9 protein-coding genes and 1 pseudogene are annotated in these 24,002 nt (G+C 67.0%); 5 read left to right on the forward strand and 5 right to left on the reverse strand.

Going from position 1 to position 24,002, the window contains the following annotated elements; translation table 11 throughout:
- Positions 1 to 1,479: pseudogene (locus AWB92_RS31030) on the reverse strand (PE family protein); the annotation flags it as partial.
- Positions 1,480 to 1,663: 184 nt separating this feature from the next.
- Positions 1,664 to 2,650, reverse strand: a complete 987-nt coding sequence (locus AWB92_RS09840) for a glycoside hydrolase family 6 protein (RefSeq protein ID WP_085185180.1) — start codon at positions 2,648 to 2,650, stop codon at positions 1,664 to 1,666.
- Between the two features lie 115 nt (positions 2,651 to 2,765).
- On the opposite strand from AWB92_RS09840, the gene AWB92_RS09845 reads away from it, so the two are divergent.
- A complete protein-coding gene (locus tag AWB92_RS09845) occupies positions 2,766 to 3,668 on the forward strand; it encodes a TPM domain-containing protein (RefSeq protein ID WP_085185181.1) in 903 nt (300 codons plus the stop codon).
- Between the two features lie 11 nt (positions 3,669 to 3,679).
- On the opposite strand, the gene AWB92_RS09850 is transcribed toward AWB92_RS09845, so the two are convergent.
- On the reverse strand, positions 3,680 to 4,303 hold the full coding sequence (locus AWB92_RS09850) for a TetR/AcrR family transcriptional regulator (protein ID WP_241523414.1): 624 nt from the start codon (positions 4,301 to 4,303) through the stop codon (positions 3,680 to 3,682).
- Between the two features lie 64 nt (positions 4,304 to 4,367).
- On the opposite strand from AWB92_RS09850, the gene AWB92_RS09855 reads away from it, so the two are divergent.
- Positions 4,368 to 4,763 carry a hypothetical protein gene (locus AWB92_RS09855; protein WP_142282029.1) on the forward strand — a complete coding sequence of 132 codons (396 nt, stop codon included), beginning with the start codon at positions 4,368 to 4,370 and terminating at the stop codon, positions 4,761 to 4,763.
- Positions 4,764 to 4,963: 200 nt separating this feature from the next.
- Positions 4,964 to 6,409, forward strand: a complete 1,446-nt coding sequence (locus AWB92_RS09860) for a nitrate/nitrite transporter (protein WP_085185184.1) — start codon at positions 4,964 to 4,966, stop codon at positions 6,407 to 6,409.
- 34 nt (positions 6,410 to 6,443) lie between these two features.
- Here the strand turns inward: AWB92_RS09860 and AWB92_RS09865 are convergent, their stop codons facing one another.
- Positions 6,444 to 7,433: a PE family protein gene (locus AWB92_RS09865; protein WP_085185185.1), complete on the reverse strand. Its 990-nt coding sequence runs from the start codon at positions 7,431 to 7,433 to the stop codon at positions 6,444 to 6,446.
- A gap of 131 nt (positions 7,434 to 7,564) precedes the next feature.
- On the opposite strand from AWB92_RS09865, the gene AWB92_RS09870 reads away from it, so the two are divergent.
- Both AWB92_RS09870 and AWB92_RS09875 read left to right on the forward strand, forming a co-directional pair.
- On the forward strand, positions 7,565 to 8,185 hold the full coding sequence (locus AWB92_RS09870; RefSeq protein ID WP_085185186.1) for a MerR family transcriptional regulator: 621 nt from the start codon (positions 7,565 to 7,567) through the stop codon (positions 8,183 to 8,185).
- The gene (locus tag AWB92_RS09875; protein ID WP_085185187.1) at positions 8,182 to 11,112 is read left to right on the forward strand and encodes a DUF4349 domain-containing protein; all 2,931 of its coding nucleotides are present in this window, start codon (positions 8,182 to 8,184) and stop codon (positions 11,110 to 11,112) included. Before AWB92_RS09870 ends, AWB92_RS09875 begins: the two co-directional genes overlap by 4 nt.
- Here the strand turns inward: AWB92_RS09875 and AWB92_RS09880 are convergent.
- Positions 11,096 to 23,935 (reverse strand): BTAD domain-containing putative transcriptional regulator, encoded by a 12,840-nt coding sequence (locus AWB92_RS09880; protein ID WP_277622286.1) that lies wholly within the window; start codon positions 23,933 to 23,935, stop codon positions 11,096 to 11,098. The genes AWB92_RS09875 and AWB92_RS09880 overlap by 17 nt on opposite strands.
- Positions 23,936 to 24,002: the final 67 nt, after the last annotated feature.

Genomic DNA, 24,002 nt, shown 5'->3' on the forward strand with positions numbered 1-24,002 from the left:
CGCCGTTCCCGTCGGCTCCCACGGCGGCGCCGACGCCGCCGGCCCCGCCGGGACCGCCGTTACCGAACAGCCAACCGCCATGGCCCCCCATGCCGCCGGCCCGGCCGGGGCCGGACGCCCCGAACCCGCCGGCCCCGCCGACCCCGCCGGCGCCCAGCAGCCCCGCAGCGCCGCCGGCACCGCCCGGCAGGCCGTTTGCGCCGGAGCCGCCGGCTCCGCCGTCGCCGAGCAACCATCCGCCGGGCGTCCCGCTGGCTCCGCTGCCCGCGGCGCCGGGGACGCCGTTGCCGATCAGCGCACGCCCGGTCAGGGCCACGCTGGGCGCGTTGATCACGTTGAGCACCGCCGCCGGCATCAACAGCCCGTTGGCGCCGTTGCCGCCGGCCGGTGCGCCGAGGCCGCCGATCCCGCCAGACCCGCCAATGCCGAGCAGCACCGCCCTGCCGCCGGCCCCGCCGACCCCACCGGCAAAACCGCTGGCGCCCTGGGCGCCGGCCCCACCGGCACCGCCGTCGCCGGCCAGCAGGGCACCGGCGCCGCCGGCACCGCCGGCACCGCCGGCCCCGGCCGACGCGAACCCGCCGGCCCCACCGATCCCGCCGAAACCGATCACGCCGGCGTCACCGCCGGCCCCGCCGTGGCCGCCGGTGCCGCTGCCAAAGTTGTTGCCGCCGGCGCCGCCCGAGCCGGCGGAGCCGAGCAGCCAGCCGGAGTGGCCGCCGGTACCGCCGGCCCCGCCGTCGCCGCTGAAGCTTGTGCCGCCGACACCGCCGGGACCGCCGTTACCCACCAGCAGGGCGCCGGCGCCGCCGGGTCCGCCGGCGCCGCCGGCCCCGGTGCCGCCCAACCCGCCAGCGCCGCCGGCGCCACCGGCACCGACCAGCATGCCGCCGGCTCCGCGGCACCGCCCGCCCCGCCGATGTCCCCGGCTCCGCCGGCCCCGCCGGCGCCGCCGCCGGCGCCGAACAGCCCGCCGAGCAGCCCACCTGACCCGCCGGTTCCACCGATTCCGCCGGTCCCGCCCGCCGAGAACCCGCCGACCCCGCCGGCCCCGCCGCTGCCGCTGGTGCCGGGGGCGGCGTTGGCGCCGTTGCCGATCAGCGGCCGGCCCGTAAACGTCAGTGAGTAGGCATTGAACGTGTCCAGCAGGTTCCGCTCGACGGCCCGCAGGCCGGGAAGCCCCAGAAACGCCGCGCTGGTCGCCTCGGCGGCCGCGTATGAGCCCGCGCCGCCGCTCAGGGCCTGCATGAACTCCTGCTGAAACGCGACCGCCTGGGCGCCCAGCGTCTGATACGTCTGCGCATAGTTCCCGAACAGCCGCGCAATCGCGGCCGAGACCTCGTCGGCGGCAGCCGGCGCGATCCCCGTGGTGGACGGGGCCCACGACGCCGTAGCCTCCTTGATCGCCTCACCGATTCCGCTCAAATCCGCCGAGGCCGCGGCCAACGCCTCCGGTGCGACGATCAGGTAACTCGACATCTGCGGCTCCCCTCAACTTCATCGGGGTGACTCGAACCGGCAAACTGTATTTAACAAGACCCAGGTCTGTATAGCCCAGATATTTCCGGATCGAAGCTCGGTTCTTTGCGCCACGCGGCTTCGTGTTGGCGTCGTGCTCCGACTCGAAATTCAGACGGCCGCGATGGCCGCTCGAGGAGGCGCGTTACGAGCCCGCCGCGTGGGCCAGATCGATGGCGTACTGGCTCACGAAGGTGCCCGCCGGTGGATCACCTTTGTCGCACGTTCCGTCGGATTCGCCGGGACGTTTGATCCACAGGTAAGCGTCGGCGTGCGCGCCCGCGGTAGCAGTGGTCGGGGGAGCGCCGAGTCCTCGGCCACTGGGATTGCACCAGTTGAGCCCGGAGTCGGGAGCCGGCCCGGCGCCGTTGCGCGACGTGTCGATCACGTAGTGCGAGCCGTTCGTGAGCCCGGAAATCGCCTCCCCGTAACCGATTTCGTCCCCGGTGGTGAAGAAGTTCGCGGTGTTGAGGCTGAAACCCCGCGCACGGGCGACATCGACCTTGTTGAGCCGGGCGGCCATGTCCTCGGCGCTATGCCAGCGCAAGTGACCACCGTCGACGTACACGGCCGTGCCCGGATTGCGCGTCAGCGTGTCGACGGCGTAGCGAATCAAGTCGTAGCGTTCCTGGCGCTGGTCGGCCGACAGGCAGTCGGCCATGGCGAGCGCATCGGGCTCGAGGATGATCGCCGTCCGCGTGCCGCCCACCTGGGATGCGATCCCGTCGATCCACCCGCGGTAGTCATCGGCCGACCCCATGCCGCCCGCCGCGAAGCTGCCGCAGTCGCGGTGCGGAATCCCGTAGATCGCCAGAACCGGGATGGCGCCGGATGCCGCGGCGTCGCCGGTGTACTTCGCGACCGTCGATGCGGACGAGCCCGGGACGATCCAGTACGCCTGCGGCGTGTTGGCGATCGCGGTCAACTCGGGACTCGCCGGATCGGCATGCTGTGCCGCACGCATGGCCGCCGAGTTCGGGTTGACGTAGAACGGCATGCCGGCCAACGGGTTGGCGTCATCGATCAACCGCACCGCCGGGGCGGGACCGACGTGCACCGGGTCGGCTAGAAAAGCCGCAACCGCTAGAAGAGGGGCGATCCACCGCGCGACTGCGCCAGCTGAGAACGTCACCCGAGGAAAATTAGTGCATTCAGCGCCGATCGCCGACGGCAGGTGATGGTGCGGTCGCCGCTTGGCGCGGTGGCGACCCGCCGGGCGGCGGCCGGCGGCGGGCTAAATTACCGGTATGCGCGCTGTTCGCCTCTTCGGTGTGGTCCTGACGATCCTGACGGCGGGGCTGCTGTGGGCGACGCCCGCCGGCGCGCAACCGCCGTCCAAGCTGACCGATCACATCACCGACACCACCGGGGCGCTGACGGATTCGGACCGGGCGGCGGTCAGCACTGCGATCGACCGGTTGTACCGCGATCGCCACATTCAACTGTGGGTGGTCTACGTCGACAATTTCTCCCGGTTCAAACCCGAGAACTGGGCCGACCGAACCCGCAGCGCGAGCGCGATGGGCGACTACGACGCCCTGCTTGCGGTGGCAACGAACACCAAACTGTACGCGTTCACCGCGCCGCCGAACATGGAGGGCCTCACGGCGGCCGAGCTGAACAGCTTGCGCAGCAACAAAATTGAACCAGCGGTGAACGCCAAAGACTGGCGCGGTGCCGCGGTCGCCGCGGCCGACGGGTTGAACAAAGCGCCAAGCTCGTCTAAACGGATCTGGCTGCTGATCGCGATCGGCGTCATCGTCGCCGTGATCGTCGTCGTGGTGGGTCTCGTGCTCTATCGCCGTCACCGCCGCCGTCGCGCCGCGCAGCGGGTCGACGCCGGCGACGCGCAGGCGACCATCGAAGCGCGCTCGTTGGCGCAAGCGTTATCCACCGCGGACGCCAGATTGCGCCAGATCACCGACTACGTGGCCAGGCATCGCCAGAGCATCGGTGCCGAGGCCCAGCGCCGGTTGGACGAGGCACAACGGCATTTGCAAGCGGCGCACGGCAAGGAAAGAACGAACGAACCCGAAGCGATTGCGCATGCCAACAGGGCGTCGACGCTGGCCGCTCAGGCACAGACGCTGGCCAACGCCGACGTGCAGGCAGCGCATCGCCCGCCACGGCGTCGAGCGTCGACGCGATGATCGGTGCCGGGCTAACCCTTGCCTGAATAGATCGTGCGTTTCCAGATCGTGGCCAATGTGTCCACGAGCGCGCGCATTTCCGCGTCAGAGGTGTCAGGGGTCAACGTCAGCAGCCGGTGAACGTTCATGGTCACCAATGCCGTCGCGGCACCCCGAGGATCGTCGAGATTGCTGTCCGCGCCGTCGATGATGGCCTCGGCAACGTCGATCACCGGGTCGATCAGCGCCGAGCGGGCCGCGGCCACCTCGGGATCAGTGCCCGACGACCAGAACACCGCACGCAGAATCGCGCCGTGCCGGCGATAGGTGTCCGCCGCGCTCACCAAGGCCTCGCGCCCGGCCGCGACCGGATCTTCAGCCTGGCGCCATCGGGCCAGGGCGGCGTCCGCCTCGACGCGCAGGGGCCGCACCAGCGCGCCGATCAGTTCGGCGCGGTCGCGGAAATATACGTAAAAGGACTTGCGCGACAGCGTGGTTCGATCCATGATCGCGGCCACGCTTACGGCGTGCGCGGGCTGCTCGGCCAGCAACCCGGCCGCGGCCTCGAGGATTTCGCGGCGCGCCTCCGCGGGCGCGCGACGGCGCCGGCGCGGGGGACCGGAGTCCCGGCCATTGGTCACTCCCCTTATTGCCACAGTGGCAGTATAGTCAGTCTCGTTACTGCCGCTGTGGCAGTAACGGAATTGAGAGGAGCTTCCGATGAGCTCTGGCTGGACGGGTACGACGATGGCCCCGCGCTGGTATTGCGTCGTCGTTGCGTTATTTCTCGGGGTGCGCGCCACCTCAACATTGGTGGCGGGGGCCAGCTTCAGCCTGCCCGGAGACGGTTGGCGATCGGTCTGGCAGCTCGCGACGGTCGTCGTGCTCGCGGTCGGTATCGCATACCGCCGAGTCGCGTTCGCAGCAGCCCTGGCGGTCGGACTCGTCTATGCCGTCGTGACCGGGCTTGAGGCATTTCACGGCACCGACCTGATGGGCGTGGTGCCGGTCGACATGCGCGACCGCATCGTTCACCCGTTGCTGGGGGGGTTCGCCCTGTTTTGCGTGCTACTGGGACGTCGCCGCAGCACCGACCGGCAGCCGTCGCGTCGCTGACCAGCAAGGCCCACAACAATTTTCGTCATTGTCCTTGCGCCGCTTGGCATCTGGCCTGGGCTATCCCATCGGGGACCGGAAAAGCCACCTCAAACCGCCGTCGACCTCACAGGGCCTACGTGCCGGTTTGTGAGTGGCTTGTAGCAAGTAGGTCATCGCGGGCAAGCCTTGCCGCAACAACACTTTCCTACCGTTCTCGCATGCCGCTAATGACGCGCCAACACACGATCGACGACTGGGACGCCGAAGACGTCGACGCCTGGAACAACGGCGGAGCCAAGATCGCGCGCCGCAACCTGATCTGGTCCATCTTCGCCGAGCACGTCGGGTTTTCGGTCTGGTCGATCTGGTCGGTGATGGTCCTTTTCATGCCGCAGAACATCTACCACATCGATGCCGCCGGAAAGTTCTTTCTGGTCGCGATGCCGACGCTGGTCGGAGCGATCCTGCGCCTGCCCTACACGTTCGCGACCGCAACATTCGGCGGGCGAAACTGGACCGTGTTCTCCGCGATGGTGCTCGTGATCCCAACGGTGTTGACGCTGTACTTCATGGCCCATCCCGGGACGTCCTACACGACGTTCATGGTCGTGGCGGCGGTGGCCGGATTGGGCGGCGGCAACTTCGCGTCGTCGATGACCAACATCAATGCCTTCTATCCCCAGCGGCTCAAGGGGTGGGCGCTGGGGCTCAACGCCGGCGGCGGGAACATCGGCGTCGCAATGATCCAGGTCGTCGGACTGTTGGTGATCGCGACCGCGGGCAACCGCTCCCCGCACTGGGTGTGCGCGGTGTATTTGGTGCTCCTGTCCGTCGCCGCCGTGGGCGCCGCGCTGTTCATGGACAACCTGACCAACCAGCGCACCAACGGCCGCTCGATGATCGACGTGATGGCCTACCGCGACTCGTGGCTGATTGCCGTGCTCTACATCGGCACCTTCGGATCGTTCATCGGCTTTTCGTTCGCCTTCGGCCAAGTTCTTCAGATCAGCTTCCTGGCCAACCTGAGCCACGGCGCGAAGGTGACTCCGGCCATGGCGGCGCACGCGGCGCTGCACGCCGCGCAGATCGCGTTCATAGGGCCGCTGCTGGGTTCGATCGTGCGGCCGGTCGGCGGTTGGCTGTCCGACCGCATCGGCGGCAGCAAGGTCACGCTGTACACGTTCGCCGCGATGATCGCCGCGGCCGGGTGGCTGGTCGGTTTCGGCGCGATGGCCGACGCCAAACATCGCGCCCCGTCGGGCGGCGTGCTGGTTGCCTACGTGGTCGGGTTCGTCGCCCTGTTCATCCTGTCCGGAATCGGAAACGGTTCGGTATACAAGATGATCCCGTCGATCTTCGACGCCAAGGCGCAGAGCATCGACGGTGTCAGCCCAGGGGAGAAGGCCGACTGGTCGCGCCGGATGTCGGGCGCGCTCATCGGAATCGCCGGCGCCATCGGCGCGCTCGGCGGCGTCGGCATCAATGTCGTGCTGCGGGCGTCCTACCTGTCGCCGGCGAAATCCGCGACGACGGCGTACTGGGTCTTCTTGGGCTTCTACGTGCTGTGCGCGGTGATCACCTGGTTCGCCTACGTGCGCACGCCCGGCACGAAACGCGAAGCGAAAGCCGCTCTGGCCGGAGAAGCGCTGGCGCCTGCTGCGTGAACTGGTTGGAACCCAAGAGGATTGAGCGAACCGGCTACAAGAACGGCTTGATCGGCGCCATCCAAATCGGCGAGAGCAGGACCGGGTCGGTCCAGGCTGGCCACAGCAGCGCCGGGTTCGCGCCCGGCGGTGGCCAGTTGTTGTCGTTGTTGTACGCCCAGACCTCCCAAGGGTTGTCGTAGTACGACGCCGTCTCGACCAGGCTGAACCAGTCCAGGTTCGGGTGCAACAACCAGTAGCCCGTCCCCACGAAGTATCCGCCGACCGCCCAAGCGGCGTAACTGGTTTGGAACAGCGGGCCGAAAAGCCTGCTCTGCCAGACGTGCACCTCTTCGTGGTTGACCATCACGTCGTCGGCGCCCGGGCCGGTTCCCAGATGGGTGGTGACGTTGCCCATCGTGCTGGCAAAGCCGGGCAGCCCGATGCCGCCGCGGTAGACGTAGGATCCCACCAGCGCGCTGAAGGCGGCGTCGTAGCCGCCCCCGTTCGGCGTGAACGCGTTGAGGGCTTGCACGCCGTAGCCCAGCGCCGTGCCTTCCAAGCCCCACGTGTAGTCCAACAAAAACGCGGCCCATCCGCGCCAGTCGCGAAAGTTGTAGATGCCGAACTCGCGCTGGGCGAGCAGGTTGAGGTCGTTGATCGCCGCGTCGGCCACGCCTGTCCCGGCGGCACTGCCGGTGCCGATCAGCGGGCGGCCCGACACCGCTTCGGTGGCTGCGTTGACGGCACCGAGCAACGACGCCCCCGCTTCGTCCACGGCAACATACGAGCCGGCCGCCGCATTGAGGGCCTGCGCAAACTGTCGTTGAAACGCGCCGGCCCGGGCGCTGAGCGCCTGATACTGCTGCCCGTAGGCGGTGAACAACGCCGCCACCGCCTGCGAGACCTCATCGCCGGCGGCCGCCGCCATCCCCGTCGTCGGAAGCGCGGCCGCCAGATGCGCCGCGCTCACCGACGAGCCGATGCTCTCCAAATCCGCGGCGGCCGATGTCAATAACTCCGGGGCCACCACCAGAAGCGACACGTTTCCTCCTTGTCCCTGTGCGGATGAAGCGTATGCACTTCTCGATTCGCCAGATGCGTTTTCACCGCGTCGGTAATCGAGCTGTTGCCAAAACCTTGACAGTGTCATTGTGACAGTGTCAGTATCGACGGATGGCCGACGTGGCGTCCTGGACGCTGGACGAGCTGGTGCGACGGGTGGCCTCCGGGCTGGCCGATCCCGCGTATCCGGGCGCGCCCAACGGGCGCGTCCGGGGCCTGCCCGATCGCCGGGCTGTCCGGTGGTACACGACGACCGGGCTCGTCGACCGGCCGACCATGCAGGGGCGCTCGGCGCTATACGGCCCGCGGCACCTGCTGCAGATCGTCGCGGTCAAACGGCGCCAGGCCGAGGGCCGCTCGCTCGCCGACATCCAGGCCGAACTCGCGGGAGCGACGGACGAAGCGTTGCGCAAAGTCGCCGCCGTGCCCGACGAACTGATGGCTGCGGATCTCGAGGAACCGGCGCCGAGTCCCGTTCGCCGACAACGCTTCTGGGCCGAACCACCCGCCGCCGCCGAACCGGCGGCCAACGGCGACGGCGCTGACAGTGTCACCAAGTTGGCGGCCGTCAGCCTGCCCGGCGGGGCACTGTTGCTGCTGCCCGCCGGGTCTACGGGCGGCGGCCGGCCCGACGAAGACGACATCGACGCGATCCGTGCGGCCGCCCGGCCGCTGCTCGAACTGCTGGCCGAGCGTGGCCTGCTGACCCCAGATGAACGGAGCCCCTCATGACCGTCCGCATCACGTCGATGGCCGACGCCGAAACCGATCGGGTGGCCGCCCCGGACGACGAGGCCGGGCTTGGCGCTCTGAGTACCGAGCGCGGGAACCTGCCGCTGGAGCGCATCGACGTGCGCGCCGAGATCACCGGGCTCACCAGCCGCGTCGAGCTCACGCAGGACTTCGTCAATTCCTTCGACGTGCCCTTGGAAGCCAGCTACGTGTTCCCCGTGCCGGATCGGGGGGCGGTCACGGGGATGCGGATGACCGCCGACGGGCGGGTCGTCGATGCCGAGCTGCGGGAGCGCGGGGCCGCCCGCCAGGCGTACGACGACGCCATCGCCTCGGGCCGGCGCGCGTCCATCGCCGAAGAAGAGCGGCCGGACGTCTTCACCATGCGGGTCGGCAACATCCTGCCCGGCGAACGGATCAGCGTCGCCCTGACGCTCGTCATCCCTTTGGCCTACGCGGACGGCGACGCGACGTTCCGTTTCCCGCTTGTGGTTGCGCCGCGGTACATCCCGGGTCGCGCGCTCGCGGATATCGCGGTCGGTGACGGGCACGCCGACGACACCGACGCGGTCCCCGACGCGTCGCGCATCACCCCGCCCGTGCTGTTGCCCGGGTTTCCTCACCCGGTTCCGCTGTCCATCGAGGTGGGCATCGACCCCGCCGGTCTGGCGCTGTCGGAGGTGCGCTCGAGCCTGCACGCCGTATCCACCGACAACGGCCGGATACGGGTCCACCCCGGCGAGCGCGCCAACCGGGATTTCGTGCTGCGGCTGCGCTACGGAGCGGAAGATATCACCGATTCGCTTGTGCTGGTGCCCGATTCGGAGGGCGACGAGGGCACCTATCAGCTCACCGTGCTGCCGCCGGCGGCCAGCGCGCCACCGCGCCCGCGGGACGTGGTGCTGGTGCTCGACCGCTCCGGCAGCATGGCCGGCTGGAAGATGGTGGCGGCCCGCCGCGCCGCGGCGCGGATCGTCGACACGCTCACCGCCGAGGATCGCTTCGCGGTCTTGACGTTTGACGATCGGACCGACCGTCCCGCCGGACTGCCCGACGGGCTGGTCGAGGCCAGCGAGAGACGCCGGTACCGCGCCGTCGAGCACCTTACCCGAGTCGACGCGCGCGGCGGCACCGAGATGGTCGCGCCGCTGCGGCAGGGCCTCGCGTTGCTGGGCGGATCGCGCAACGGCGAGGCCCGCGACGCCGTCGTCATCCTCGTGACCGACGGTCAGGTCGGCAACGAGGACCAGCTCCTGTACGAACTGTCCGGCGACCTGCAGCAGGTGCGCGTGCACGCGGTCGGCATCGACCAGGCCGTCAACGCCGGATTCCTTTGGCGCCTCGCCAGTGTCGGCGGGGGGCGCTGCGAACTGGTGGAAAGCGAGGACCGCCTCGACGAGGCGATGGACGCCATTCACCGCCGCATCTGCGCGCCGCTCGCGTGTTCGTTGTCGCTGTGCGCCGAGGGGCTGGCGATCATCGAGGGCACCGCGAGCCCGGCCCGGCTGCCCGACTTGTTCCCCGGGGTGCCTTTGGTGGTGAGTGGGCGGTATCGGGGGAGCGCGTCCGGTTCGTTGACGCTGCGCGGCACGACGGGTGAGGGCGGGGACTGGTCGGTCACCGTCGCCGGGCGACGCCTGGCGGCCCCGGCCGTGACCGCGCAGTGGGCCCGGGCACACCTGCGCGACCTCGAGGACCGCTACGCCGCGGGTGCCACGCCGGACCTGGAGAAGCGGATTATCAAGACGTCGTTGCGGTTTGGCGTGTTGTGCCGGTTCACGGCATTTGTCGCGGTGGACAGCCGCGTCGTTGCCGACGGTGAAGTGCCGCACCGCGTGATGCAACCCGTCGAGGTGCCAGCTGGCTGGGAGCAGCCCGCAGACCACGCCGTGTTTGCGGCCGCGCCGCGGTCCCTGTTGGTCGGGGCCGCCGTGACGCCCAGTCAACCTGCCCCGCCCACCAAGGAGCCATCGGGCAAATCGCAGGCGCGAACCGTCAAGCTGCGCAACGTGATTGCCGCGGCGGTGGTCGGCGCGCTACTCATCGGCGGCGGCTGGACCTGGTCGGTGAGTCGGGACGGTCGTTCCGCCCCGACGGCTGACGGCATTGTCAGCGGCAAGATTCCAGCATCAGAGGATAGGGGCGCCGCGGGCCAGATTTCCGGGACGAGGGCCGGCGTTCCGGAGAACACCGTCTCGCTACCGGAAGCACCGCCACCGCCACAGGCCCCTGCGGACGCGACCTACAAACGTGACGTCATCACGACGGGGTCGATGCAGATGGTCGTCTCCGAGCCCGCCCAGGTGGCCGACCGGCTCGTCACCGCCGTCATCGACTCCGGCGGCCGAGTGGACTCGCGATCGGAGCGGTCCGGATCGTCCTCGCCGACAGTGGATCTCGTCTTGCGCATCCCCGCCGACAAACTCGACGGGGTGCTTGGCGACGCCAAGAAACTGGGGACCGTCGACTCGATGTCGATCGGGCACAACGACGTGACGTCGCAGCGCGTCGATCTCGACGCCCGCATCCAAGCGTTGCAGACCTCGGTCGATCGCCTGTTGGACCTGATGCGCCGGGCCGGCAGCGTCGGTGACCTGCTCGCGGCGGAGTCATCGCTGACCCAGCGACAGGCCGAGCTGGACTCGCTGCGGGCGCAGCGTGCCACGCTTGGCGACCAGGTCTCCTACGCGACGATCAACGTCAGCCTTTCGACCAAACCGGCGGCGATTCCTCAGCCTGGTTTCCTGAGCGCGCTTCAACACGGCTGGCAGTCGCTGCTCTCCGCTATCCACGGCGTCGTAATGGCGGTCGGATTCCTCATCCCGTGGATACCGGTGCTGGCCGTGGGGGCATTGGTCGTCGTGTTGGTGGTGCGCCGCAGGCGCTTTCGGGGTAAACCGTCCGGCGAGGCTAGCCAGGCCGATTGAGCTCGCCGAATCTCGCGAGTGCGGCCTCGAGGTCGGCCTGGTCGTAGACCTCAACGCGGTCTAACAGATCGCCTTCGACTGTGAGGACGTTGATTGTTCGCCACTCGGCGTCAAAGCCTTCGTGCGAGGTTCCACGCGCAGCATGGGTGATGACGCATCCGAATTCACACAGCCGATGCACCGCCTCGATGTAGGCGCTGATGTCCGGCATGAGGTCCCACATGGCGGGAAGATACGCGGCCAGATCCTCCGCCTCGGTCGCTACGCCTGGCCGATGGTCGACGAAAGCCGAATCCGGTGTCACTCCAGGAAGTTCGTGCCTGTTAGCTCGGGCGTACGCCTGCATCGCGACCGACCACGACTGTGCGTAGGTGGCCGCTTCGCCGGCGAGGTAGCGGGCGTCGAGTTCCTCGAAGGCTCCGTCGATGTCGTCGGAATCGAAGAGCACGGTGTCGTGCATCAGCTCGTCGTCGCCGACTTGCGTGACTTGTAGGAGCTCAACCGCAATCGATCGATCGGCATCATCGATATCTCGGTAACGAGCCCGGGTCAGCGAGAGGCGGGAGCCCCTGACGGCGACTGGGTCGACCTTTAACCGCCAGGTGCCGGGAATCGTCTCGAACATGGCCTGCAGTGACTTTCGTCCCGGTGTTGGCCCTTCGAACGCATCGCGCAACCCTAATCGGCGGTCCTCGAATCGGTGGTCCACACTGGCGAGCGCAAGGAGCCCGTCGACGTCGCGGCGGTTGACCGCGTCGGCGACGAGTGCCCAGATCCGCGTCGCCGCATTCTCTAGCAGCGGCGGCCGATTGAGCTCGTCGAACCTAGCGAGCGCGGCGTCGAGGTCTGTGTCGTCGAACATCTCGCAGCGGCTGACCAGGTCGCCCTCGACCGCAAAGATGGTTGTCATTCGCCACTCGCCGTCGAAACCCTCTTGTGAGGTCCCGCTCGACACGAGGGTGACGGCTGCTCCGAGGTCGTTCAGCCGATGTACGGTCTCGACGTAGATGCTGTACACGCCATCGTTTAGCGCCGCACGGATGTAAGCCATCAGGTCACCAGATCCGACTGCGGCAAGGGGCCGATGGTCGATGTCGACAAAGTCTGCGGTCGTTGCGAAGAGTTCGCGTCGGTTGAGCGCGGCACACGTTTGCATGATGACCGACCACGTGTGTGCGTGGGCGGCGGCTTCGCCGGCGAGATAGCGCGTATCGAGTTCCTCGAAGGCAGCCTTGATGTCCTCGGGATCAAAGCTCACGCTGTCGCGCATTAGTTCGCCCCCGTCGACTCCCGCGACTTGCAAGAACTCGACGGTGACTGGTCGATCGGCGTAATCGGTATCGCGGTAACAGATATGGATCAGTGAAAGACGAGATCCCCTGATCGCGATGGGGTCCGCCGTCACCCGCACGCTGGTTGGTAGGGACTCGAACATCGTTTGCACGGCCTTACGCCGTTCTAGACCCTCGAATTCACCGCGCAGGCCTTTTCGTCGATCTTCATATCGCAGGTCCGCAGCGGTTAGGGCCAGGAAACCCTCCATGTCGCGACGGTTTGTCGCGTCGGCCATGCGAGACCATGTACGGGTGGCGTTGTTCTCAAGTGGTGGTGGCCGATTGAGCTTGTCGAACCTCGCCAGGGCTGCGTCAAAATCCGCCTCGTCGAACAGCTCCGTCCGTTTGATTTTGTCGCCGTAGTACGTCGAAACGTCGATGGTCCGCCACTCGGCTTCAAAACCTTGGTGTGAGGTCCCTTTCACAACTTGGGTGACGACAGCTCCGACCTTGCTCAACCGATGCACAGCCTCGATCCGAATGCCGGATTGCGGCGAGAGGTCCCATGTTGCAAGAAGGTATGCGCTCAGACCACCGGCCGGGATTGGCGCGAGTCGGCGGTGATCGATGTTCACCCAGTCGTGGGCCGTCTTGGGGAGTTGGCGTCTGTTGAGCGCTGCATACGCGCGTGTTACGAGTGACCACGTGTGCGCGTGGGCGGCCGCTTCACCGGCGAGGTAGCGGGCGTCGAGTTCCTCGAAGGCCGCGTCGAGGTCTTCAGGGTCGAACACGACGTGCGCCGTCAGTCGCTCGTCGGCATCGATCTCGACGATGCTGAGCATCTCACTGCGGAACGCCCCATGCGGCAAGTCGCTGTTCGAGGAACAGATACGGGTCAAGGCGAGGCGCTCCCCGCGGGTCGCAATGACGCCCAATGTCGTATGTGCCCCTGCCTCGCCGAGGGTCCGCAAGTTTGCGATCACGACATCGCGACCGTGCCAAAGCCCAATATTCACCACGTGTCGGTGATCATCGATGTAACCATCGTCCGCCAGGACTTTGGTCAGGGTGTTCCACTCGCGATCCCGTAAGTATGCAAGGAAGCGCCCGTAGACCCGGATTGCCGCGTTTTCCAGGCGCCGCCTCTGTGAGTGCAATTCATTAAACCGGGCCAGTGCCGCTTCGAGGTCTGCCTCGTCAAATATTTCGCAGCGGTTGACCAACTCACCTTCGAATGTGTAAAGGGCGATGTGTTGCCACTCGGCTTCCAGGCCCTTTCGGGATATCCCATGTATCGCTTGGGAGATGACCGCGCCGAGACTGCTCAATCGATACACCGCGACAATGCGGAAGGCGGCGTCCGGCATGTCGTCGAACGTGTCACGGGCATACCGGACGATGTCGCCTGGCGCGAAAGCTATCCCGCGCCGGTGGTCGATGTTGACCCAATCTGGCGTCGTCGGGTGCATCTCGTGGCGGTTGAGCGTGGCGTGTGTCTGAGCTATGACCGACCATGTGTGCGCGTGGGCGGCGGCTTCGCCAGCGAGGTATCGGGCGTCGAGTTCCTCAAAGGCGGCGTCGACGTCGTCGAGTTCGAAAGTCACGATCGCCTTAATCATGTTGTCGGCGTTGGTCTCGACGACGCCGAGCGCTTCTACGATGAACGTCGCGGACGCTTGATCATGACCCGAGAAGCAGACACGACCGAGGTACAGGCGCTCGCCGCGCGTCGCCAGGACGGTCCCTGTCATGTTCTTCGTCCCCACCGCGGCGGTGGCCTTCATGCCCGCGATCTCGGCGTCCCGGCCGTGTCGGATTCCCGCGCCGACGATGCGACGGCGATCGTCGGTGCAAACGTCGTCGGCGAGCAATCCCGCCAATGCGTTCCAATCGCGGGCCGCGAAGCAGGCACCGATTCGCTCTCCTATCCGGGTTGCCGCGTTTTGCAGTCGCGGTGCCGGTGCGTGAAGTTCTTCAAAGCGGGCGGTCGCGGCATCGAGGTCTGCTTCGTCAAAGACCTCCACCCGGGTGTAGAGGTTGCCTTCGACTATGCCAACGACGATTACTCGCCATTCGGCGTCAAAGCCGTCTTGCGAGGTTCCATGCGCAGCATGGGTGATGACCGCTCCTAAATCACTCAGCCGATGCACCGCCTCGATGTGGACGCTGATGTCCGGCATGAGATCCCAGATACTACGAAGATATCCGGCCACATCCTCCCGCTCGGTCTGCAACGTCGCGCGATGGTCGATGAAAACGGAAGCCGGTGTCATGCTGGTAATTTCGTGACGATTGGACTCGGAATAGCTCCGCGCGATGACTGACCAAGCGCGCGCGTGGGCGGCTGCTTCGCCGGCTAGGTAGCGGTCGTCGAGTTCCGCGAAGGCGGCATCAATATCGTCGGGCTCGAACAGGACCGCCGCCGCGATCTTGTTGTCGGTGTCAATCTCGATGAGATTAAGTAGCTCGATGCGGAACTCCCCATGCTGCAGGTCGCGATTTGAGCTACTGACACCGGTGAGCGCGATGAGCTCGCCGCGGGTCGCAATGACGGTAACCGTTATGTCCGCCCCGATGTCGGCAAGAGCTCTCAGGTTGGCGATTTCGACTTCTCGCCCTCGTTGAATCCCAGCGTTGATGACCCGGCGTCGATCATCCGTGCGAATGTCCTTGGCGAGCAACTCCGCCGCGCAGTCCCAGGATCGGGCGGCGTAGTGGCTCCAAAAGTCTTGACAAACATGGCTGGCTGCGTTTTCTAGTCGGGGCGCCTGCGGTTGCAGTTCGTCAAAACTAGCGACCGCGGCGTCGAGGTCTGACTCGTCGAAGATCTCCAACCGGGTGATCTGATCACCTTCGAATATCAGAACGGCAATCAACCGCCACTCGGCGCCGAATCCTGCCTGCGAGGTGCCGCGCGCTGCGTGGGTGAGCACCGCTCCGTAGTTGCTGAGCCGACGCACAGTTTCGACGTAGTGGCTGAGGTCCGGAATGACTTCCCACACCTCGCGGATCCATGTCGCCAGATCGGCCGTCTCGATCGGTACGAGGGGTCGACGATCGATGCACACCGAATCCTTTGTCAGCGCCGGATACTCGTGTCGATTGAGCGCGGAGTAAACCGCCCTGACGGCCGACCATGTGGATGCATAGTCGGCCGCTTCATCGATAAGGTAGCGCGCCTCGAGCTCCGCGAACGCGGCGTCGACGTCGTCGGGGTCGAAGGCGATGACGGTAGCCATCTTTTCGTCAGCGTCGATCTCAATGATGATGAGCCCCTCGACGAGGAACGCCTGCGGCTCGGTGTCGAGGCCCGAGAACCGGGCACGAGTAAGAGCGAGGCGGTCGCCGCGGGTCGCGATGACGTTAATCGTCGGCCTGAGCCCAATATCGGCGTACGCCCGCATGTCTCGCATTTGGGCATCGCTTCCCTGCAGGACTCCAGCACCCACCATCCGACGGCGATCATCGTGGCGCATGTTCTCAGCGAACAACACATTCAGCTTGTCCCAGTCGCGCGCGTCGAAGCATTCCCAAATCCGGTCGTTCACTCGGGTTGCGGCGTTTTTCAGCCCAGGGGCTGGGCGGCTCAACTCCTCGAACCTCGTGATCGCCGCGTCGAGGTCGGCCTCGTCGAATACCTCGCAGCGGTTGAGCCTGTCACCTTCCACCGTTCCAATGGTGATCACCCGCCACTCGGCGTCGAAGCCCTCGTGTGAAGTCTCACGCGACGCGTTAGTGACGACGGCTCCGAGATCACTGAGGCGATGCACTGCCTCGATGGAATGCCTGAGGTCAGTCGTGAGGTTCCAGGCCGCGTCAAGCAACGCAGGCATTTCACCGGACGCAAACGATGTTCCTCGGCGGTGGTCAACGTTCACCCAATCTGCCGTCGTCAAAGGCATTTCATGCCTATTGAGTGCGGCGTAGGCCTGCAAAAGGACAGACCATGTGCGTGCATGGGCCGCCGCCTCCCCGGCGAGGTACCGGGCGTCGAGCTCCGCGATGGCAGCGTCGATGTCGTCGGCGTCGAACACGACTACCGCCGCCATCCGGTCGTCGGCATCGATCTCGACGAGCGCGAGCATCTCGATGCGGAACGCGTCGGGCCGTTGGTCGCGTCCCGAAAATCGGTAATGACTTAGCGCGAGGCGCTGTGCGCGTGTCGCAATGACCGTTGATGTCACATTCTCGGATCCGACAACTGCGTATGAATGCACGCCGAGTTCGGCATCTCGACCCTGCAGGTTCCCCATGTTCACGACTCGACGCCGATCTTCAATCGAAAATCCGTCGGACAGCATCTCGGCCATTGTTTCCCAGTCGCGGGCGGCGAAGCACGCCTGAAAGCGCGTATCCACCCGGCTTGCCGTGTTTTCGAGCTGGGGTGTGGGCTGACGGAGCTGTTCGAATTTCGCAAGCGCGGCGTCCAGATCTGACTCATTGAACAGCTCACAACGGCTCACTAGGTCGCCTTCGACCATGAGCAGGGAAACATCCCGCCACTCGGCATCGAAGCCCGCTTGCGAGATCCCATGTGCCACATGGGTGACGACCCCGCCAAGATTATTTAGCCGATGCACAGCCTCGATGCAGATCTTGGTGTCAGGCGAGTCGTCCCATGCGGCTTGGAGGTACGCGATAATGTCGCCGGGGGCAAATGCTGCTCCGCGACGGTGGTCGATGTTCAGCCAGTTCGGTGTCGTCGCGGACAGCTCACGCCGGTTGAACCCGGCATAAGCCTCCGTGATTGCCGACCAGGTGCGCGCGTGAGAGGCCGCCTCGCCGGCGAGATAGCGGGCGTCGAGTTCGGCGATGGCGGCGTCGGTGTCGCCGGGTTCGAACACGATGCGCGCCGCGATTCGATTGTCGGTGTTGACTTCAACAACGCTGAGGGTATCGACGAGGAAGCCTTCGGCCGCTTGATCTGCGCCCGAGTGGCGCGTGCGCGTGAGGATGAGGCGCGTTCCGCGGGTCGCGATGACGGTCGACGTCATGTTCGTGCCCCCGAGGTCGTAACCGGCACGGATGCTTGCGATTTCGACATCTCGGCCGTGTCCGAGGCCCGCGCCCACCACGCGTCGGCGATCCTCGTTGAAGAAGTCGGCGGCGAATATGTCCGTCAGGGCGTCCCAGTCGCGGGCCGCGAACCGTTCTAAAAAGCGTTCGGCCACTAGGCTCGCCGCGTTTTCGAGCCGCCGTGCCGGCTGGCTAAGCTGTTCGAACCTCGCGAGCGCTGCGTCGACATCCGTTTCGTCGAAGACCTCGGTGCGGTTGACCATGTTGCTTTCGACTGTGAAAAACGCGATCCCGCGCCACTCGGCCTTCATGCCCTTTGGCGAAGTCTCTTGTGCCGCGTAAGTAACGACTGCCCCGATATCGCTTAGCCGATGCACTTGCTCGACATAGATATTGATGCCTGGGGCGATGTCCCATCCAGCGCGGATGTATGCGGTCAGGTCGCCGGGCCCAAACGCTGTCTCCCGGCGGTGATCGACGTTTACGACGTCCGGCGAGGTCAGGGGCGGCTCGCGGCGGTTGAGTGCAGCGTAACTACCCGCAATGACGGACCACACTTCAGAGTGAGTCGCCGCTTCGCCAGCGAGGTAGCGGGCATCGAGCTCGGCGATGGCGGCAGCAATGTCGTCGGCGTCGAACATAACGTGGGCAGAAATCTGGTCGTCGGTGATCTCGACAACGCCGATCACGTCGTAAGCCTCGGTCCAGTCGCGGAAAGACACATCGTGACGACAGAGGACGAGGCGCTCTCCACGCGTCGCGATCGTGGTCGGCGCGATGTTGATGATCCCAATCTCGGCAAATGACTGCATGTTCGCGATTTCGGCATCCCGCCCGCGCCGAACCCCTGCGTTAACCACTCGCCGACGGTCGTCGGTCAGAAAGTCGTCGGTCAGCGTCTCGGCCATGACGTCCCAGTCGCGGGCGGCAAAGCGGGCGAAGTAGCGCTCGAGCATTCGGATTGCCGCGTTTTCCAGCCGTGGTGTGGGCCCGCTCAGCTGATTGATCCTCGCGAGGGCATCGTCGACGTCCGCCTCGTCGAACAGCTCACAGCGGCTGAGTAATTCATCTTCGACCGTGAGGAGGAAGACCTCCCGCCACTCGGCTTCGAAGCCCTCTCGTGAGCTTCCACGGGTGACATGTGTGACAACCGCACCGAGGTTATTCAATTCGTGGACCGTCTCGATGTAGGTGCTGCCGTTTTGTGCGAGATCCCAAGTAGCGCGGACGTATGCGATCAGGTCACCGGGCGCGAACTTCGTTCCGCGGCGGTGGTCGATGCTCGCGAATTCTGTTGTTGTTGCGGCGATCTCGTGTCGATTTAGCGCGGCGTAGGCGCCGGTGACGACTGACCACGAGTGCGAATGGGCGGCCGCCTCTCCGGCGAGATAGCGCGCGTCGAGCTCGGCAATGGCGGCATCGAAATCCTCCGGGTCGAATGTTACGGTCGTCGCGATCCGATCGTCCGCGTCGATCTCGACGACGTTCAGGGCATCATTTGAAATCGCCTCGGGGTCGCGGCCGGCGGCGCGAACACGTGCGAGTACAAGACGCGTTCCGCGAATCGCAACTGCGCTCACCATCGAGATCGTGAAGCCGACTTCGGCGGCCGCCGCCAAGTCTCTGACCACCGCAGCCCGACCATATTGCGTGTCCGCGCTCACGACCCGCCTGTGATCGACGCCGATATAGTTGTCGGCGACGGTGTCCCCCAAGGCGTCCCAGTTGCCAGTGGCGAAGTGAGACCAGACATGCTCGAATACCAGCGCCGCCTTGTTCTCCAACCGCCGCCGGCCTGGCTGCTCCGCCTCGAATCGGGCGTCGAGTTCGGCGATCGCGACGTCGATGTCTTCGACGTCGAAGAACATCTGCAGCGCGACTCGACCGTCATCGTCGATGGCATACAGGTGAAGCAATTCGTCGTACGGGGCCCCAGGGTCCACGTCTTCGGTGCCGGCCCTCATTCGAGCGAGCGCCAGGCGCTCGCCTCGCGCCGCGACCATGACGTGCTTGACCCGCACGCCGCTCGTCTCGACCTCGCGCCTCCAACCGCGTAGCCACTGGTCGGATGGCAGCGTAAGACCGACGACCTTCCGGCGATTCTCGATCAAGACCCCGGGCGCGAACAGTCGCTCGACCTCGTCCCAGGCTCCGCGGTGAACGGCGGCCATCACGCGTTCGCCCACCCGCACGGCCGCGTTGTCGATTTCGACGCTCGGAGGTTCGGGTAGAGCCTCGGCCACCGGCGGGACGCGCTCGTGAACTCTGGTCGCCGCATTTTCCAACCGCCGCGCCGTCGGCTGCTCCTCCTCGAATCGGGCGTGCACGGCGTCGAGTTCGGCGATCGCTGCTTCGATGTCTTCGACGTCGAACCACACCTGCAGGTCGAATCGACCTTCCTCGTCGATGCCGTAGAGGGAGAGAAATTCGTCATACGGCGCTCCGGGGCTTACATCGGCACTGCCCACCCTTAGTCGGGAGAGAGCCAGGCGCTCGCCCCGTACGGCGATAACCACTTGGTTGACCCGCGCGGCACCCGTCTCGAACATGGGCCTTTGCGCTGGTACCCAGTCGCTCGACGCCATCTGCGTAAACCCGACTACCTTCCGGCGACTCTCAATGAATGCCTTCGGCGAGTACATCTGCGCAATTTCGTCCCACGCTTGGCGTTCAAAGAGAGCGCTCATGCGTTCACCTGCTCGCACGCACGCGTTGTCCGCTTCGACCTGCCGCGGAGTTTCCCGTGGAGCCGGGAGGGTTCGGTCTTCGGCGCCGAGAAGTGCATGTGCCTTCTCCGCAAGTGCCGCCGCACCTTTGCGCTCGTACAGCCCGACGGCCCGCTCGGCGGAGGCCCGCGCGCCCGCGACGTCGCCGGCGGCGCCCAATACCGTTGCCAGGGAAAGGCATGCGTCGGCGTGATCGACCAGCGCGTCGGTCCGTTCGGCCAGGCCGACGGCCGCCTCGGCGACGCGCCGAGCCTCGCCGTGTTCGCCCGCGCGCGACAGCAGCCGTGCCCGAAGCGTGCGCCAGGCGATCGACGGCTTCAACGCGTGACCGGCGAGACGCTCGCTCTCCGAACACAATTCTTCGGCCTCAGCGTCTCGGCCGAGCGTCAGACACGTGCGGCCCAGCAGCGCGGCGGTCTCGGCCGTGTCGGCGTCTAGGCCCATGCGACGAAAGCCGTTGTAGGCCTTGCGCAGGTGTGGCTCGGCGGCCGCGGGATCGTCGACGACCAGCTCGACGATGCCGGCGAACTGCTCGACCTCGAGAAGGGCATGGCGCAGGCCGAGCTCGGTAACCGTGCGCCGGGCGGAGTCGATCATCCGTCGGGCCGCCGCGGCACGGCCCCGGAAGGCCTCCAACACAGCCTGGCACCGCGTCGACGTCGCCTCGACGGCGGGCGAGTCCGTCGTGATCCGCAGCAGGCGCACGACGTCAAGGCACCGCCCGCCCGCGCGCGGCACCGGGTTCGGTCCCCACAGCGCCGCGAGTGGCGCATTCGCCAAAACCGCATTCACCCGGCGATGTTCGCGTGCGCGGCGCGCCGCGGTCAGGGCGTCGTCCAAGGCGACTTCGCAGTCGCCGATTCTCCCGAGCCGTGCCAGGCAGCCGGCACGAACGGTGTGCGCCTTGGCTTCGCCTGCGGCATCGCCCAGTTCGGCCAGCTTGTCGGCCGCCGCGCCCACCGCAGCCTCGACCTCGTCCAACCGCTCGGGATCGGTCAACATCGACAGCTGGCCGTCGAAGCACGTCGCCCAGGCCGCCAGCCGGGCGGAATCGACTGTGGTCCCCTGCAATTGAGAGACCGCCCTGGCGGCGGAAGTCACGTCACCCGCGGCCAGCAGGGCCTCGCAGCGCGCGATCAGCAGCTCGGCGGTCTGGTCGTCGCGGTCGGGCAGCTCGTCGTCGATTTCCTCGAGCGCGTGCAGCGCCCGGTCGTAAAGGTCGGCCGCGCCCTCGTACGCGAGGCGGGCCATCGCCTGGTCCGCCGCGCGCCGGCAGTACTCGACGGCCTTGAGCGCGTTTCCCGCCCAAGCACATTCGAAGTAATGGTGCGCCAGCTCGGCGAGCAACTCGTCGTCGGCGCCGGGCTCGTTCTCCAGCGTCGTGGCGATGCGTTGGTGTAGCCGCATGCGCCGCACCGACGGCAGCTCGGCGAGCAGAGACTGTCGGACGAGCGCGTGGTTGAACCGGTAGTGGCCGCCGGGCTCTTCGATGACAATGCCGGCCTTGCAGGCCTCGTCGAACGGGTCGACCAGGTCGTCGCCGACCACCCGCTCCACCAGCTCCAGGGCGAATCGGCTACCGACGACCGCCGCCGCGGCAAGGGCCTTGTTCGTCTCCGTGGTCAGCCGAGAAAGGCGGCGACTCACCGCCTCCCGGACCCCTTGCGGCAGCGTGCTCTGATCCCACCTGCCGCCACTTTCGTCGACGTGCCGCAACGCCTCGATGAGGAAGAACGGGTTGCCACCCGTCACTGACGCCAAAGCCCGAGCCAGCTCCTCGTCGTTGTAGCCGGCCTCGGCGACGTAGGCGGTCACGTCTTCCTCGTCGAGCCCGCCGAGCTGAAGGCGATTGGCGGTGCCGTCACGGTGCAGGTCGGCGAGCATGGCCGAAAGGGGATGGGAGCGGTCGAGATCGGTGCTGCGATAGGTGCCGATGATTTGCACGCGGGCCCGCTCGCCGAACCGCAGCAGATGCCGCAACAGGAGCAACGTGGGTTTGGCCGCCCAGTGCAGGTCATCGAGGATCAGGACGACGGGCGCGCTCGCCGACGCGACACTCAGCAGCGCAACGACGGCGTCGAATAGTGCGTAGCGTTCGGTGTCGGGGTCGGCGCGCGTCGGCGCGGCCAGGTCGGGCAGGACATCGGTCAACGCGGGAACCAGGGGGAGGAGCGCTTCCGCGCCCCGCAGCTCACGAAGCCGACTGCTACCAAGGCATGGGACCAATGAACGCAGGGCTTCCGCGAACGGCTGGTACGGCGCACCGAGGTCCTCGTCGCAGCGCCCGTAAATGACAAGGGCGCCTTGGTCGTAGGCCTGTCGTGACCATTCGCCGGCCAGGCGCGTCTTGCCGACACCGGGTTCGCCGGCGATCAGCACGGCGTTCGTGCCGCCCTCGAGCGTGGTCTGCCACGCGAAAAAAAGCCGCTCGAGCTCTTGCCCGCGACCGACGAACGGCCCCGGGCCGACCAGCACCGCCGGCAGGCCCGGGCGTTCCAGAGGCGCCTCGCCGGGGACTTCCGCACCGGGGTCTTCCGCGGTCTCCAGCCGCAGCTCGAAGACGTGCTCCGGGCGCGCGAGGTTGCGCAGCTGGCGCGTGCCGAGGTCGGCGAGCACGACATCGTCGGGCAGGGAGTCGATTACGAGCTCGGCGGTCGCGCCCGAACACAGGATCTGCCCGCCCGCCGCCAGCGACCGCAGCCGCGCGGCGCGGTTGACCGCCCTTCCGAAGTAGTCGCCGTCGCGGAACTCGGCCTCCCCGGTGTGCAATGCCACGCGGACCCGCATGGGCTCCCGCAGCGCCCACGGCTCGTGCGTGATCGCGTCCTGCAGCTCCAGAGCGGCGGCGGCGGCCGCGGACGGCCGCTCGAAGACCGAGAACGTGGCATCGCCCTCACCGCGGGTCTTGATCAGCCGTCCGCCACGGGACGTGACGACCTGTTCGACGAGCTCGTCGTGGCGTGCGAGCGCGATGCCCATGGCGGCGGCGTCGGCCTCCCACGCGGCGGTCGACCCCTCGATGTCGGTCAGTAGGAAGGTCACGGCGCGGGTCACCGACGGAACATTTTGCGCGCCAGGTGTTTCCAGCGCGCCGTCCTGCGCGACGATCGCGGCCTCCAGCCGGCGCAGCTCCGGCCCGGGATCGACGCCCAGTTCATCGGCCAGCAGGGTCCGTGCCCGCTGGTAGGCGCCCAGGGCCTCACCTTGCCTGCCGGCACGGTAGAGGGCGAGCATCAGCTGGGCCCAACGCCTTTCGCGCAGTGGCGCATCGGCCACCGCGGCCTCGAGCTCGCCGATGATCTCGGCGGCGCGACCCGTCGCGAGCAGCGCATCGGCCCGGTCCTCCACCAGCGCGGCGTGGCCCTCGATCCACCGCGTCTTCTCGGATGTTCCCCTGCGGCCGTCGGGCAACTCGGGGATGCCGCGCCAGAGTTCGAGCGCCTCCTCGAAGCGGGCCACCGCCTGGCCGGTGTCGCCGGCCGCGGCGGCGTCGCGTCCCCGTCGTGCGGCCGACTTGTAGCGCGAGGCGTCAACCGCGCTCTCGGCCAGGGTCCAACCGGAGCCTTCCGTCAACACGAACCCGTCGCCCAGGGCGCGACGCAGTGCGGAGATGTGGGTTTGCAGGGCCTTGGCTGCCGTTCGCGGGGGATCCTCGCCCCACAACAGCTCGACGAGCGCGTCGGCCGACACGACCGAACCGACATGCAGCCCGAGCATGGTGAGGATCGCCCGGGGTTTGGCGCCCGGAATCGCGACCGGCACGCCAGCGCGCCGGACCTGGAGAGGCCCCAAAACCCCCAGTTCCACCTCTAGAAGACTAGTCACGTCCGCAATCGTCGGTAAGACGATTCAACAAGCAGTCAAGATCGAGTAA

It is taken from the genome of Mycobacterium sp. IEC1808, from assembly GCF_002101935.1.
GTDB lineage: Bacteria > Actinomycetota > Actinomycetes > Mycobacteriales > Mycobacteriaceae > Mycobacterium.